Annotated in this window: 11 protein-coding genes; 6 read left to right on the top strand and 5 right to left on the bottom strand. The window is 69.9% G+C overall.

Translation table 11 applies throughout. The annotated features are described in order from the left end of the window. Positions 1-47: 47 nt before the first annotated feature. The 3 genes from I7X39_RS10310 to I7X39_RS10300 all read left to right on the top strand — a co-directional run bounded on the left by I7X39_RS10310 (position 48) and on the right by I7X39_RS10300 (position 2,902). On the top strand, positions 48-1,031 hold the full coding sequence (locus I7X39_RS10310) for an extracellular catalytic domain type 1 short-chain-length polyhydroxyalkanoate depolymerase (RefSeq protein WP_198111067.1): 984 nt from the start codon (positions 48-50) through the stop codon (positions 1,029-1,031). Then, positions 1,028-1,783 (top strand): hypothetical protein, encoded by a 756-nt coding sequence (locus I7X39_RS10305; protein WP_198111066.1) that lies wholly within the window; start codon positions 1,028-1,030, stop codon positions 1,781-1,783. Before I7X39_RS10310 ends, I7X39_RS10305 begins: the two co-directional genes overlap by 4 nt. Positions 1,784-1,897: 114 nt before the next feature. Continuing rightward, the gene (locus I7X39_RS10300; RefSeq protein WP_198111065.1) at positions 1,898-2,902 is read left to right on the top strand and encodes a hypothetical protein; all 1,005 of its coding nucleotides are present in this window, start codon (positions 1,898-1,900) and stop codon (positions 2,900-2,902) included. A gap of 27 nt (positions 2,903-2,929) precedes the next feature. Here I7X39_RS10300 and I7X39_RS10295 read toward each other — a convergent pair whose 3' ends face one another. Then, positions 2,930-4,774 (bottom strand): ATP-binding protein, encoded by a 1,845-nt coding sequence (locus tag I7X39_RS10295; RefSeq protein WP_198111064.1) that lies wholly within the window; start codon positions 4,772-4,774, stop codon positions 2,930-2,932. Positions 4,775-4,786: 12 nt separating this feature from the next. Further along, positions 4,787-7,333 (bottom strand): DNA topoisomerase III, encoded by a 2,547-nt coding sequence (locus I7X39_RS10290; protein WP_198111063.1) that lies wholly within the window; start codon positions 7,331-7,333, stop codon positions 4,787-4,789. A gap of 100 nt (positions 7,334-7,433) precedes the next feature. On the opposite strand from I7X39_RS10290, the gene I7X39_RS10285 reads away from it, so the two are divergent. From I7X39_RS10285 to I7X39_RS10275, 3 genes are read left to right on the top strand one after another with little or no spacing between them, the layout of a single operon-like run. Then, entirely contained in the window at positions 7,434-7,892 is a 459-nt protein-coding gene (locus I7X39_RS10285; protein ID WP_198111062.1) for an SET domain-containing protein, read from the top strand. After that, positions 7,889-8,638, top strand: coding sequence for a biotin--[acetyl-CoA-carboxylase] ligase (locus I7X39_RS10280; protein WP_198111061.1), 750 nt, complete (start codon positions 7,889-7,891; stop codon positions 8,636-8,638). The genes I7X39_RS10285 and I7X39_RS10280 overlap by 4 nt, the downstream gene beginning before the upstream one ends. Further along, positions 8,635-9,360 carry a hypothetical protein gene (locus I7X39_RS10275; RefSeq protein WP_198111060.1) on the top strand — a complete coding sequence of 242 codons (726 nt, stop codon included), beginning with the start codon at positions 8,635-8,637 and terminating at the stop codon, positions 9,358-9,360. The genes I7X39_RS10280 and I7X39_RS10275 overlap by 4 nt, the downstream gene beginning before the upstream one ends. Position 9,361: 1 nt before the next feature. On the opposite strand, the gene I7X39_RS10270 is transcribed toward I7X39_RS10275, so the two are convergent. The 3 genes from I7X39_RS10270 to tkt all read right to left on the bottom strand — a co-directional run bounded on the left by I7X39_RS10270 (position 9,362) and on the right by tkt (position 14,248). Further along, positions 9,362-11,083, bottom strand: a complete 1,722-nt coding sequence (locus I7X39_RS10270) for a S8 family peptidase (protein ID WP_198111059.1) — start codon at positions 11,081-11,083, stop codon at positions 9,362-9,364. An 86-nt stretch (positions 11,084-11,169) separates the two neighbouring features. Continuing rightward, positions 11,170-12,168 (bottom strand): type I glyceraldehyde-3-phosphate dehydrogenase, encoded by a 999-nt coding sequence (gene gap / locus I7X39_RS10265; RefSeq protein ID WP_198111058.1) that lies wholly within the window; start codon positions 12,166-12,168, stop codon positions 11,170-11,172. Positions 12,169-12,229: 61 nt separating this feature from the next. Next, positions 12,230-14,248 carry a transketolase gene (tkt, locus tag I7X39_RS10260; RefSeq protein WP_232351874.1) on the bottom strand — a complete coding sequence of 673 codons (2,019 nt, stop codon included), beginning with the start codon at positions 14,246-14,248 and terminating at the stop codon, positions 12,230-12,232. Between the last annotated feature and the right edge of the window lie 38 nt (positions 14,249-14,286).

The following is a 14,286-nucleotide window of genomic DNA, read 5'->3' as shown; positions in this document are numbered from 1 at the left end:
GCGGGCCCGAGTCACAGTGACGCCCTGACCGCACCCACCGCACCGCCATGAAAAGACTTCCGCGCCTTCTGTTGACCGGCTTCCTCAGCCTGCTGGCCCTGGTGGCGCTGGCGGCCGCTTTGTTGGCCTACTTCCTCTACACCCCCGCGCCCGAGCTGCCGCCGCTTTCCGGCACGCTCAGCAAGGCCTCGATGGAGGTGGCCGGCCTCCAGCGCCACTACCGCACTTACGTGCCCAAGGACCTGCCCAAGGGCGCGCCCCTGGTGCTGGTGATGCACGGCTCGGGTGAAGGCACGCAGGCCATTCGCGAGGGCACGGGCTATGGCTTCGAGCGCCTGGCCGACCAGCATGGCTTTGCCGTGGTCTACCCCAAGTCCTTCGGCTTTGACTGGAACGACTGCAGCTCGATCGGCGACACGGCCGTGAACGGCGTGCGCGCCGACGACGCGGCCTTCCTGGCCGCGCTGGTGGACCAGCTGGTGGCCGAGCTGGGCGTCGACCCCCAGCGCGTGTTTGCGGCGGGGGTGTCGAACGGCGGCTCGATGGCCCTGCGCCTGGCGCTGGAGCACCCGCAGCGCTACCGCGCCGTGGCGGCCGCGCTGGCCAATGTGCCGGCGCCGCAGAACTTCCAGTGCCGGCCGGCCGCGCAGACCCCCTCGGTGATGATTCTGAACGGCACCGAGGACCCGCTGGTGCCCTATGCCGGCGGCGAGATCAACCTGCTGGGGCTGTTCTTCAAGGGCGGTGAGGTCCTCTCCTCCACCGCCTCGGCCCAGTACCTTGCCGACCGCAACGGCATCGCCGGCAAGCCCCTGGTCAGCCAGGTGCAGACCGCGCAGGGCAGCCGTGTCGAGCACGCGCGCTGGCAGGCGGCCGACGGCCGCACCGAGGTGGAGCTGGTGACCCTGCACGGCGCCGGCCACGTGCTGCCCCAGCCCTGGGCGCGCCGCCCCCGCCTGCTGGGGCCCGCCCCCGTGGAACCCAACGGGCCGGCGCTGATTTGGGCCTTCTTTGAGAGGCAAGCCCAATGAGCACGATTTACGTCTCCCCCGACAGCCACCCGCTGGTGCATGCCGCCGCCGCGGTGGTGCTCTACCTGCACATTGGCGCGGGCACGGTGGGCCTGCTGTCGGGCGCCGCCGCCTTTGTGTTCCGCAAAGGCTCGCGCGGGCACCGCCTGGCCTGCAATGTCTTTGTCATTTCCATGCTGATCATGGCCGCCATCGGTGCTGCCGCGGCACCCTTTCTGCCCACACCCGAGCGGGCCTCCGTGATCGCCGGTGTGTTGACCTTCTACCTGGTGCTCAGCAGCTGGGCCGCCGTCAAGCGCAAGCCGGGCTCGATCGGTGCCTTCGACTACGGGCTGCTGGGGACTTCATTGACCGTGGTGGGCGCCAGTGCCTACCTGATGAGCCTGGCGGCGCAAAGCCCGACGGGCAAGCTGGACGGCCAGCCGGCCGCGGCCTTCGTGATGTTCCTGGTCATCGGCAGCCTGGCGGCGGTGGGGGATCTGCGGTTGATCCTGCAGCGCGGCGTCATGGGGGCGATGCGCCTGGCACGCCATCTGTGGCGCATGACCGTGGCGTTCTTCATCGCGGCCAATGCCCTGTTCCTGGGCCAGCAGCAGGTGTTCCCCAAGGCGCTGCAGGGCTCGTTTTGGCTGATGCTGCCGGCGCTGCTGATCCTGGGCCTGCTGGCCTATTGGCTGCCCCATATGGGCTGGGGCGCCTGGCGGCGCCAGGCGCCGCGCCCCGGCAAGCCGGAGATGGCGAACTTGTCATGAGGGCGCGCACAGGGGCCGTTACTTTGCCGGCATGCCGCCATGGGGCCGGGAGCAGCCCCTCAGAGCCGCGCCGCAGCGCCTAGCGTGCCTGCGTGAGTGAACTGGAGCCTGACCATGCGCCCAATCCTTGCTGTGTCACCTTTTCGGCCCCTGGGCGGGCTGGCGCTGTGGGCGGCCATAGCCGCGGCGACAGCGGCGCCCACCGCCCGCTACGACCTGGGCACAGGACGGCTGAGCCTGGGCGGGCTTGCACTGACAGGCGCGGTGCAGCCGGCTTGCTTTGACGTCGAGCTGATCACGCACACGCCGGACCCGTTGGTGGTCGAGCTCGAATCGGCAGCCCCCGTGGCCTGCCCGGCCACGCCATCGGCCACGTTTGACGTGCCGACAGGCACGCTGCAGATCGCTCGGGTCAGCCTGACCGGCGGCGCCCAGACGGTCTGCTACACCGCAACCCTCAACACACGCTCCACCGCGCCGCTCCGGCTGGCGCTGAGCGCCGCCACGCCGCTCGCCTGCAACCCGCCGGAGCCCACGACGCGGCGCTTCAAGGGGGAGGTCTGGGCGGACAACTGGTTCGCCCTCTACTTGGGCGAGACCCTGGTGGCCGAGGACTCGGTGCCGATCACCACCGAGCGCTCGTTCAATGCCGAGACCTTCCAGTTCGAAGCCAGTTACCCGCTGGAACTGAACTTCGTGCTCAAGGACTACAAGCAGAACGACAGCGGCCTCGAATACATAGGCGCGCCCAACCAGCAGATCGGCGACGGCGGCATGATCATGCAGATCACCGACCTGCAGACTGGCAAGGTGGTGGCGGTGTCCAGCAGCGCAATGCGCTGCACGGTCCTTCACAAGGCGCCGCTCAATCCTAGTTGCGAGAAAGACCGCAACCCGTCCAGCACCTGCCTGTTTCGCAACCTCCCGGAGCCCGCCGGGTGGAAAAGCCCCGACTTGGACCTCAGCGGCTGGGAAGCCGCCACGGTCTACAGCGCCGCCGAAGTCGGCCCCAAGGAGGGCTACTTCGGCGTGACATGGGACCCGACCGCGCGCTTCATCTGGACCTCCGATCTGCGGCTAGACAACACGCTGCTCTGCAAACTGCGCGTGCCAGGCTGAGCCGCCCCGCACGGGGTCGCCCTCGCCTCAAACCTCCACCACCGGCAGGTCCAGCTCGAAGAAGAAGCGGCTGCCGCGCTCGGGTGTGCTGTCGATGCGGATCTGCCCGCCCATCAGGCGGATCAGCTGCTGGCTGATGGACAGGCCCAGGCCGCTGCCCTCGCGGCGGCGCGGGCCCTCGCTGACCTGCTCGAAGGGCTGGAACAGGCGCGCCTGCTGGGCCTCGTTGAGGCCGGGGCCGCTGTCGGCCACTTCGAAGTACAGCAGCACGCGGCCGGGGGCGCTGGCCAGGCGCTGCACCTGCAGCTGCACATGGCCGCGGTCGGTGAACTTGACGGCGTTGGAGAGCAGGTTCAGCAGCACCTGGCGCAGGCGCTGGCCGTCCACCAGCACGCGCTCGGGCAGCTCGGGGTCGATCAGCAGCGCGTAGTCCAGGCCCTTCTGTTCGGCGCGCGGGCGCACGATGGCGCTGGAGAGCTCCAGCAGCGAACGCAGCTGCACGGTCTGCGGGTGCAGCTGCACGCGGCCGGCCTCGACGGCGGCCATGTCCAGCAGGTCGTTGATGAGCGCGAGCAGGTGCTCGCCGCTGTCCTGGATGAGGTTGAGCTTGCGACGCGTCTCGGCGCCCAGGCTGCCATCCAGGTTCAACAGCTGCGAGAAGCCCAGGATGGCGTTCAGCGGCGTGCGGAACTCGTGGCTCATCGTCGCCAGGAAGCGGCTCTTGGCCTGGTTGGCGGCCTCGGCCTTCTGCATCGCCTCCTTCAGCTCGGCGGTGCGCGCAGTCACCAGTTCTTCCAGGTGCTCGCGGTGCAAGGCCAGGGCCTGCTCGGCCATCTGGCGCTCGGTGATGTCGATGGCCAGACCTTCGATGCGCACCGGGCGCGTGCCCTCGCGCACGCGGTGCAGCGAGATCTCGATCCAGCGCGGCTCACCGGCCAGGGTCTCGATCAGCAGGGGCAGGCGCTGCACGCCGCGCTGCTGGCGGTTCAGCATGCCGATGAGGCGGCGCAGGTCGCGCGGCGGCACATGGGCCAGGCGGCGCAGCGAGCGGCTGTGCGCCAGCGCGGCCTGCGGGCTGGCAAAGCCCAGCATCTGCGCCAGCGCCAGGTTCAAGTCCACCAGCCGGCCGCGGTGGTCGGTCTGGAAGATGCCCTCGCTGGCGTTCTCGAACAGGCTGCGGTAGCGCGCCTCGCTCTGGCGCAGCTCGTGCGTGGCGCTGGCCAGGCGCTCGCTCATGCGGTTGAACTGCTCGGTCAACTCCCCCATCTCGTCCTGGCGCTCGACCTTCATGCGCGTGCCCAGATCGCCCGCCGCCACGCGCCGGGCCATCTCGCCCAAGCGCGCCATTGGGCCGCGCACCAGGTTGTTGACCCACCAGTAGCAGCCGATCACCAAGGCGGCCAGCACGGCCGAGAGCAGGCCGACGATGAAGCGCTGGGTGGTGCGCAGCTCGGCATCGATCTGCGCGGTGCTGACGACCAGACGTGCCGTGCCGACGCGCGACTGGCTGCCGGCGCTGGTGTAGGTGATGTCGAAGCGGCGCTCGATGAGCACGCCCGTCTCCGCGCTGCGGCTTTCCTTCACGAGCGGGGGCGACTTGGTGTCGCTGGGCTGCACTTCGACCCGGCTGACCTCGGGGTCGCTCATCAGGGTGTCGAGGATGGCCCCCGCCGCCGCCATGTCCAGATTCCACAGCGGCGGCGCCAGGCCATTGGCCGCCAGCGCGGCCAAGCGGGTCTGGCGCGCTTCCAGCCCGAGTCGGAGCTTGCGCGCCTCGGTGACCGACCACAGCCCGCCCCCGGCCAGCCCGATCAGGGCCGCGGCCAGGGCCAGGCCCAGGGCCAGGCGGGAGCGCAGGCTGGTGACGGCCACGGTGCGCGGGGCTCAGGCCACCTTCTTGGCGGGGGCCTTGCGCGGCGCCTTGGCGGTGCGCGGCTCGAACTCGAAGTTCACCTTGCCGGCCTTGCCGTCCCACACCAGCTTGGCCTTGAACTTTCGGCGCGTGCGGTTGGAAACGAAGTTCTCCAGGAAGTCCGTGCCGCCCTCGTGCAGCAGCTTGCTCATCTGCGCGCGCTCCACCGGCTGGGTCAGGATCACCTTGCCGCTCTTGAAATCGCAGGTGATGTGCGCGCCCACGGCGTGCTCGCACACGTAGTTGGCGCCATGCTCGTAGACATGGCCCTTGCACTTGGGGCAGGCGCCCAAGGACTCCTGGCCACTGAAATCGACCGGTTCGCCGTCGTCCGAGTTCTTGTCGTCACCGAAGTCGAACTCGAGCTTCCAGTTCTTGACCTCCTCGTCGAACACCAGCTGCAGCTCGGCCGTGAAGGGCCGGCCCATGCGCGAGCGGAAGCCCTCCAGCGGGCCGATGCGCTTGGCTTGCAGGAATTGCTCCACCTCGGCCAGCTCGAAGCTGCGGCCGCCGGGTATCTTGGTGATCGAGAACTCGCACTTCGTGCAGGCGAAGCGGCGGTAGTTCTCCTTCACCACGCCGCCGCAGTTCGGGCAGGGGGTCTGGAGCGTGGCGTAGTCGCCCGGGATGGTGTCGCGGTCGTAGCTCTTGGCCTTGGCCACCACGCGCTCGGCCATCTTGGCGATGTCGGCCATGAAGGCCTCGCGGCTGAGCTTGCCTTTCTCCATCTGCGCCAGCTGGTATTCCCACTGGCCGGTCAGCTCGGGCTGCGTGAGCTCCTCCACCTCCAGGCCGCGCAGCAGGGTCATCAGCTGGAAAGCCTTGGCGGTGGGGATGAGGTCGCGGCCCTCGCGCAGCATGTACTTCTCGGTGATCAGGCCTTCGATGATGGCGGCGCGCGTGGCCGGGGTGCCCAGGCCGCGTTCGGCCATGGCTTCGCGCAGCTCGTCGTCGTCCACCAGCTTGCCCGCGCCTTCCATCGCGCCGAGCAGGGTGGCTTCGTTGTAGCGCGCCGGCGGCTTGGTCTGCAGGCCCTTCACGTCCACGCTTTCGGTCCGCACCTTTTCGCCAGCGGCCACCGGCACCAGGGTGGCGTCGTCGTCCTGCGCCTCCTTGCCGTAGACAGCCAGCCAGCCGGGGTTGACGAGCACCTTGCCATTGGTCTGGAAGCGGTGGCCGGCGGCTTCCGAAATGCGGGTCGTGACCTGGAACTCGGCAGCCGGGAAGAACACCGCCAGGAAGCGCTTGACGACCAGCTCGTACAGCTTGGCCTCGGCTTCGCTCAGGCCACCGGGCGGCTGCAGGGTCGGGATGATGGCGAAGTGGTCGCTGACTTTTGAGTTGTCAAAAACCTTCTTGGTGGGTTTGATGTAGCCCTGCTTCAGCGCCGTGGCCGCATGCACGCCCAGGCCCGCCGGGTTGGCGTCCTTGAGCATCTCGGCGGTCTGCTTGGCCACGGCCAGGTAGTCCTCGGGCAAGTGGCGGCTGTCGGTACGCGGGTAGGTCAGGGCCTTGTGCTTTTCGTACAGGGCCTGGGCCAGGGCCAGCGTGGTCTTGGCGCTGAAGCCGAAGCGGCCGTTGGCCTCGCGCTGCAGGCTGGTCAGATCGAACAGGGCCGGGCTGGCCTGGCTGCTGGGCTTGCTCTCCTCCGTCACCGTGGCGGGCTGGCCCTTGACGGCGGCGGCGATGGCCTCGGCCCGTGCCTTGTCCCAGAGGCGGTCGGCGCGGGCGTCGGGGTCCGCATCTGGCCCACTCGCCTTCTTGAAGGCGGGGTCGACGTACTTGCCCTCGTACTGACCGGCCACGGCGTCGAACTGGGCGCGCACCTCCCAGTAGTCACGTGCCACATGCTTGCGGATCTTTTCCTCGCGCTCCACCACGATGGAGAGCGTGGGCGTCTGCACCCGGCCGACGGTGGTGAGGAAGAAGCCGCCGTCGCGGCTGTTGAAGGCCGTCATGGCGCGCGTGCCGTTGATGCCGACCAGCCAGTCGGCCTCGGAGCGGCAGCGCGCGGCTTCGGCCAGGGGCAGCAGCTCGGCATCGCTGCGCAGCTTGGCAAAGCCGTCGCGGATGGCCTGCGGCGTCATGCTCTGCAGCCACAGGCGCTCGATCTTCTTCTCGAACTTGCCGCGCGCGGGCTGCGCGTACTGCACGATCAAGCGGAAGATCAGCTCCCCCTCGCGGCCCGCGTCACAGGCGTTGATGATGTGCTCGACATCCTTGCGGCGGATCAGCTTGACGAGCGCATTGAGCCGGCTCTTGCTCTTGTCGATCGGCTGCAGGTCGAAATGCGGCGGAATGACCGGCAGGTTGGCAAAGCTCCATTTGCCGCGCTTGGGGTCCACGCCCTCGGGCGCGGCGATCTCCACCAGGTGGCCGACGGCCGAGCTGACGATGTAGTGGTCGTTCTCGTGGTACTCGTCGTGCTTCTCGAACTTGCCGCTCTGGGGCGTCAGGGCGCGCACGATGTCCAGCGCGACGGACGGCTTCTCGGCAATGACCAGGGTCTTCAGGCTCATGGGTTTTCGCTGTGTTGGATGGGGGCTGCTGCACAATCCGCGGCCTCGCGTGCACGCACACACGCGCGCGCACCCCTGAATTCACTATACGAATCGTTTCATGGCTTCTTCGCTGCCCCGTCGCATCCAGGTTCGCCGCTCCGGCGTGCACGGCCGCGGGGTCTATGCGGTGGGGCCCATCGCCGCGGGCGAGCGCATCGTCGAATACAAGGGCGAGCGCATCAGCGACGCGGAGGCGGACCGCCGCCACCCGGCCGACCCGAAGGAGCCGCACCACACCTTCTATTTCTCGCTGGAGGCCGGCGGCGTCATCGACGCCCGCTTCGGCGGCAACAGCGCGCGCTGGATCAACCACAGCTGTGCGCCGAACTGCGAGGCCAACGAGATCGAGGGGCGCGTCTTCATCCACGCCCTGCGCGACATCGAGCCCGGCGAGGAGTTGTTCTACGACTACCACCTGGTGGTGGACGAGCGCTACACGCCCAAGCTGAAGCGCCAGTACCTCTGCCTGTGCGGCGCCGCGAACTGCCGCGGCACCATGCTCCTGCCCAAGCGATGAGCACGCTGGACTGGGGCCTGCCCGCCCTGCGCCAGGCGCTGGGGCCCGGCGTCGAGCTGGAATGGCTGGCCCGCTGCGGCTCCACCAACACCGAACTGCTGGAACGCGCCCGCGCCGGCCTGGCGCGCCCCTGCGTGCTGGTGGCCGAGCAGCAGGACGCCGGCCGCGGTCGCCTGGGCCGCCAGTGGCAAAGCTGGCCGGGCGCCTCGCTGACGGTGTCGATCGCCTGGCCCTGGGGCGCGGCGCCGCTGGAAGGGTTGTCGCTGGCCGTGGGTGCGGCCCTGGCCGAGGCGCTGGATGCGCGCGTGCAGCTGAAGTGGCCGAACGACCTCTGGTTCGAGCGCCGCAAGCTCGGCGGCATCCTGATCGAGACCGTGGCCCAGGGCGGCAGCCCGCGCGCCCTGGTGCTGGGCGTGGGCCTGAACATCGCCCCGCCGCCGGCCGACGTGGGCCTGCCCAGTGCCGGCCTGCAGCAGCTGGATCCGCGCTGGAACGCCCCTAACGCCCTGGCCACCGCGGCCCCGGTGCTGGTGGAACTGCTGCAGGGCTGGCAGGGCTTTGCGCCCTGGCAGGCCCGCTATGCCGCGCGCGACGGCCTGCGTGGCCTGCCGCTGGAACTGGGCGGCGTGCAGGGCCTGGGCGAAGGCGTGAGCCGCAGTGGCGAGCTGCTGCTGCGCGATGCCCAGGGCCAGCTGCATGCGCTGGCCTCAGGCGAGGCCCAGCTGCGCTGGGGAGCCAGCTCATGATGCGCGCCTGGCTGCTGGTGCTGCTGCTGGCCAACGGCCTGCTCTGGGCCTGGGGCGCAGGCTGGCTGGGGCCGCGCAGCCAGGGCGAGCAGCGCGAACCCGAGCGCCTGGCCGCACAGTTCCACCCCGAGCGCCTGAAGCTGCTGGATGCCGCGCAGGCCGAGGCCCTGCGCCGCGCCCCGCCGCTGTGCCGCATGCTCGGCCCCTTTGCCGACGACGCCGCCTGGCAGGCCGCCGAGGCCGCGCTGCGCAGCGAGCTCAACCTGCCCGTGGGCCAGTGGCGGCACGAAACCCGGCCGCAGGCCGCGCAGTGGGGCGTACTGAGCCGCATGGCCGCCGACACCGCCGACCTGGAACGCAAGCGCGGCGTGCTGGAGCGCGCCCAGCTCAAACCGCGCGGCGTGAACGTGCCGGGCGAGAACAGCCCCAGCCTGCTGGTGGCGCGCTTCGACAGCGAGGAAGCCGCCAAGGCCGAGGCCGAGCGCCTGCGCGAGACCAAGAACCTGCGCGCGCTGCGCGTGGCCGAATTGCGGCCCGCCCAGCAGCAGCACTGGCTGCGCGTGAGCGCCTGGCCGGCCGAGCGCCTGATGGCCAAGCACCCGAGCTGGGGCCCCGGCCCGATGGCCTGCCCGGGCGTGGGTGCGGTGCCAGCCGCCACGCCCGCCTCGGAGGCGGCCTCGGCCCCTGCCGCGCTGGCCTCCGCGACCGCCTCAACGCCCTGATTCAGCGCCGCCGGCCCAGCGCCGCCAGCGCGGCCACCAGACCGAGCAGGCTCCAGGGCCCGCTGGTGCCGCCACCGCCACCGCCGCCGCTGCTGGGCGGCGGCGCCGGCGTGGGGCTGGGCGCAGGCGCCGGTGGCGGTGCCGGAGGCAAGGGCACGGCCGCCACGGCGGCGCGTGCATCCAGCATGCCCGCGCCACAGGTGCTGGTGTTGCAGTAGCACTCCAGCACCTCGGCACCGCTCTTGGGTGCGGGGCATTGTTGTGTCGAGGCCTCGCTGCCCGTGCTGGGGTAAGGGCGGGCCGTGCTGCGCAGCAGGGTGCGCACCTCGTCGGGCGTCAGCGCCGGGTTGCGCGCCAGCATCAGGGCCACGGTACCGGCCACCAGCGGGGTGGCAAAGCTGGTACCCACAGCGGCCGCGCTGTCGCTGTAGCCGTTTAGGCCCGGGCCTTGGCTGCCGGCATTGGTGGTGGACAGCAGCGGATACAGGCAGGCGCCCTGCAGGTTCACGCAATTGCCGCCCGGTGCGCCGATGGCCACCTCGGGGCCCATGCTGGAAAAGCCCACCTTGGTGCCGATGTGGCGCAGACCAGTCACCGCCAGGGCGCCGGGGCAGTTGGCCGGGCTGTCTACCGGCTCGCCCGTGCTGTTGCCGGCCGCCACCACCACCACCGCGCCGCGCGTGCTGGCCAGGGCGATGGCCTCGGTGTAGAGCTTGCCGTCGTCGCCCGTGCAGGGCCCGACGCCGCCGAGGCTCAGGTTCAGCACCCGCGCCGGGTTGGCGTTGACGGGCAGACCCGGCACCGCCGCACCCACCGCCCATTTGATGCCGGCGACGATGTCGCTGTCGTAGCCGCCGCATTTGCCGAGCACGCGCACGGGCAGGATCTTGCTGTTCCAGCTGGTGCCGGCAATGCCGATGCCGTTGTTGCCCGCCGCCGCCACCAGGCCGGCCACATGGGTGCCGTGCCAGCTGCTCGGGCCGATGTCGTCGCTGGTGCAGCTGGAGCCCAAGCGGCGGCTGTCCACATCCGCCTGCGAGACCCAGTCGCCCGGGTCGCTGGCGTCGGCGTCCGCCAGGTCGCCGTCATTGGCCACCGCCAGCACGATGCTGCCGTTGTTGTCACCGGCGCCGATCAGGTCGTAGCCGGGCAGCAGGTTGGCGGCCAGGTCGGGGTGGTCGTAGCGCACCCCCGTGTCCAGCACCGCCACGGCGATGCTGGGCGAGCCCACGGTCAGGTCCCAAGCCCCTTCGGCATTGATGGCCGAAGCCACCGCGCTGCTGGGCGCCTTCAGGTACCACTGGCCCTGGCCGGTGCCGCCGCTGGCGTAGAGCGCGTCATTGGGCACGGCGCTGTGGCGGCGGATGCGGTCGATGACGACGAACTCGACCTCGGGGTCCTGTGCCAGGCGCTGGCGCAGCGTGGCCGAGTCCAGGCCGCTGACGCGCACGACATGGGTGCGTGCATCCAGGCTGCGGCCGGCGCGCAAGAGCGGCAGCGCGGCGCGCTGGGCCAGGCGGTCGGCGCGGCGCTGCGCCACGTCCTGCACCTCGTAGGCGGCGGCGCGCTCGCGCCAGGCCTTGGCGCGCACGCCGGGCGAATCGGCCTTCAGGCGCACGATGACGCGACCCTCGAGACTGGCCTGGGCCAGCGCGGGGGGCGCGGCCAGGCCCAGCAGGGTCAGGGCGGTCAGCAGGGCGGTGGGGCGGGGCAGGCGCTTCATGGGCAGGGCGGGCGCGAAGGGGTCGGCCAGTTTGCAAGAAAAAAGCCCCGCGGTGCGGGGCTTTACGGGGGTGTGTTGAAGGCCGATCAGGCGGCGACCACGCGCACCATTTCCAGGCACTTGTTCGAGTAGCCCCACTCGTTGTCGTACCAGCTCACCACCTTGATGAAGGTGCTGTCCAGCGCGATGCCGGCCTCGGCATCGAACACCGAGGTGCAGGGCTCGCCGCGGAAGTCGGTGGCCACCACCTTGTCCTCGGTGTAGCCCAGCACGCCCTTGAGCGCGCCTTCGCTCTGGGCCTTCATTTCGGCGCAGATCTCGGCGTAGCTGGCGGGGTTGTTCAGCTCGACGGTCAGGTCGACGACCGAGACATCGCTGGTGGGCACGCGGAAGCTCATGCCGGTCAGCTTCTTGTTCAGCTCGGGGATCACCACGCCCACGGCCTTGGCGGCACCGGTGCTGCTGGGGATGATGTTCTCCAGGATGCCGCGGCCGCCGCGCCAATCCTTGTTGCTCGGGCCGTCCACGGTCTTCTGGGTGGCGGTGGCGGCGTGCACGGTCGTCATCAGGCCGCGCTTGATGCCCCACTTGTCGTTCAGCACCTTGGCCACCGGAGCCAGGCAGTTGGTGGTGCAGCTGGCGTTGGAGATGATGGCCTGGCCGGCGTAGCTCTTGTCGTTGACGCCGAACACGAACATCGGCGTGTCGTCCTTCGACGGGGCCGACAGGATGACCTTCTTGGCGCCGGCAGCCAGGTGCTTCTCGGCGGTTTCCTTGGTCAGGAACAGGCCGGTGGACTCGATGACCACATCGGCGCCCACTTCGTTCCACTTCAGGTTGGCGGGGTCTTTCTCGGCGGTCAGGCGGATCTTCTTGCCGTTCACCACCAGGGTGTTGCCCTCGACGGCCACATCGCCCTTGAAGCGGCCGTGCACGCTGTCGTACTTCAGCATGTAGGCCAGGTAGTCGGGTTCGAGCAGGTCGTTGATGCCGACGATCTCGATGTCCTTGAAATTCGCGATGGCGGCGCGGAACACCATGCGACCGATGCGGCCGAAGCCGTTGATGCCAACCTTGATGGTCATAGTTGTCTCCAGGGGAAAGTGAAAACAGAACGGGACGCCAAGGGCGTCCCGCAGAGATCGATCAGCGCTTCTTCTTCAGCACCGCCTTGACGGTGGCCACGACGTTCTCCGCCGTGAAGCCGAAGTGCTTGAACAGCACGCCGCCGGGGGCGGATTCGCCATAACGGTCCAGGCCGATGACGGCGTCGACGCCGTATTTCCACCAGCCGTCGGTCACGCCCGCCTCAATCGCCACGCGCGGCAGGCCGGCGGGCAGCACGCTGGCCTTGTACTTGGCGTCCTGGCGGTCGAACACGCTGGTCGAGGGCATCGACACCACGCGCACGGCCACGCCTTCGGCGGCCAGCTGCTGCTGGGCATGCAGGGCCCACTGCACTTCCGAGCCGGTGGCGACGATGACGGCCTCGGCCTTCTTCTTCAGGCCCACTTCGCGGGGCTCGGCCAGCACGTAGGCGCCACGCGCCATCAGGCCCAGATCGGCCTTGGGGGCATAGGGCAGGTTTTGACGCGAGAGCAGCAGGGCCGAGGGGCCGTCCTGGCGGGCCAGGGCCGCGGCCCAGGCCATCGCGGTCTCGGCGGTGTCGGCCGGGCGCCAGACGTCCAGGCCCGGGATCAGGCGCAGGCTGGCGGCGTGCTCGATCGACTGGTGCGTCGGGCCGTCCTCGCCCAGACCGATGGAGTCGTGCGTGAACACATGCACCACGCGGCGCTTCATCAGCGCGGCCATGCGGATGGCGTTGCGCGAGTAGTCGCTGAAGGTCAGGAAGGTGCCGCCGTAGGGGATGTAGCCGCCGTGCAGGGCCACGCCGTTCATGATGGCGGCCATGCCGAATTCGCGCACGCCGTAGTTGATGTGGCGGCCACCGTTCGCGGCACCGCCATCAAAGCGCAGCGCCGGCGTGCTCTTGGTGTTGGTCAGGTTGGAGCCGGTCAGGTCGGCGCTGCCGCCCAGCAGCTCGGGCAGCGCGGCGGTGAAGGCTTCCAGCGCCAGCTGGCTGGCCTTGCGGGTGGCCACGGTCTCGGCCTTGGCATGGGTGTCGGCCAGCAGATCGGCCACCAGCTTGGCGTAGCTTTCCGGCAGTTCGCCGGCCATGCGGCGCTGGTACTCGGCGGCCAGCTGCGGGTGCTTCTTGGCGTAGCTGTCGAAGGCCTTCTGCCACTTTTCCTGCGCCTTGGCGCCGGCCTTCTTGGCATCCCAGTCGGCGTACACGGCGGCGGGAATGACGAAGGGCTCGTGCGCCCAGCCGAGCTGCTCGCGGGTCAGCTTGATCTCGTCCGGGCCGAGCGCCTCGCCGTGCGCCTTGGCGGTGCCGGCACGGTTCGGGCTGCCTTGGCCGATGACGGTCTTGGCGCGGATCAGCGTGGGTTTCGCGGTGCTGGCCTGGGCCTGTTCCAGCGCGGCGGCCATGGCCTTGACGTCGTGGCCGTCCACCGGGCCGATGACGTTCCAGCCATAGGCCTCGAAACGCTTGTTGACGTCGTCGATGTACCAGGGGGCGACCTGGCCGTCGATGCTGATGCCGTTGTCGTCGTAGACGCAGATCAGCTTGTTCAGGCCCCAGGCGCCGGCCAGCGCGCAGGCCTCGTGGCTGACGCCTTCCATCATGCAGCCGTCACCCAGGAACACATAGGTGTGGTGGTCGACGATGGCGTGGCCGGGGCGGTTGAATTCCTGCGCCAGCAACTTCTCGGCCAGCGCCATGCCCACGGCGTTGGCAATGCCCTGGCCCAGCGGGCCGGTGGTGGTTTCCACGCCCGGGGTCACGTCCACCTCGGGGTGGCCGGGGGTCTTGCTGTGCAGCTGGCGGAAGGCCTTGAGGTCGTCGATGCCGAGCGCGTAGCCGGTGAGGTGCAGCAGCGCGTAGATCAGCATCGAGCCGTGGCCGTTGCTCAGCACGAAGCGGTCGCGGTTGCTCCAATGCGGATCGGCCGGGTTGTGCTTCAGGGCACCGCCCCAGAGCGCGACGGCGCATTCGGCCATGCCCATCGGGGCGCCGGGGTGGCCGGAGTTGGCGGCTTGGACGGCGTCCATCGCCAGCGCGCGAATTGCGTTGGCCATCAAGGCGGTGTTCTGGGGCATGGTGGGGAGGGGTGGATCAGGGAAAACGCGGGATTTTA

Source organism: Inhella proteolytica (assembly GCF_016093275.1).
GTDB lineage: Bacteria > Pseudomonadota > Gammaproteobacteria > Burkholderiales > Burkholderiaceae_C > Inhella > Inhella proteolytica.
This window is presented reverse-complemented; position numbering and strand designations above follow the sequence as displayed.

Bases quoted from the DNA above. Each gene is read 5' to 3' on its own strand.
- I7X39_RS10310 (WP_198111067.1), top strand. From the start codon at position 48: ATGAAAAGACTTCCGCGCCTTCTGTTGACCGGCTTCCTCAGCCTGCTG.
- I7X39_RS10305 (WP_198111066.1), top strand. From the start codon at position 1,028: ATGAGCACGATTTACGTCTCCCCCGACAGCCACCCGCTGGTGCATGCC.
- I7X39_RS10300 (WP_198111065.1), top strand. From the start codon at position 1,898: ATGCGCCCAATCCTTGCTGTGTCACCTTTTCGGCCCCTGGGCGGGCTG.
- I7X39_RS10290 (WP_198111063.1), bottom strand. From the start codon at position 7,333: ATGAGCCTGAAGACCCTGGTCATTGCCGAGAAGCCGTCCGTCGCGCTG.
- I7X39_RS10285 (WP_198111062.1), top strand. From the start codon at position 7,434: ATGGCTTCTTCGCTGCCCCGTCGCATCCAGGTTCGCCGCTCCGGCGTG.
- I7X39_RS10280 (WP_198111061.1), top strand. From the start codon at position 7,889: ATGAGCACGCTGGACTGGGGCCTGCCCGCCCTGCGCCAGGCGCTGGGG.
- I7X39_RS10275 (WP_198111060.1), top strand. From the start codon at position 8,635: ATGATGCGCGCCTGGCTGCTGGTGCTGCTGCTGGCCAACGGCCTGCTC.
- I7X39_RS10270 (WP_198111059.1), bottom strand. From the start codon at position 11,083: ATGAAGCGCCTGCCCCGCCCCACCGCCCTGCTGACCGCCCTGACCCTG.
- gap (WP_198111058.1), bottom strand. From the start codon at position 12,168: ATGACCATCAAGGTTGGCATCAACGGCTTCGGCCGCATCGGTCGCATG.
- tkt (WP_232351874.1), bottom strand. From the start codon at position 14,248: ATGCCCCAGAACACCGCCTTGATGGCCAACGCAATTCGCGCGCTGGCG.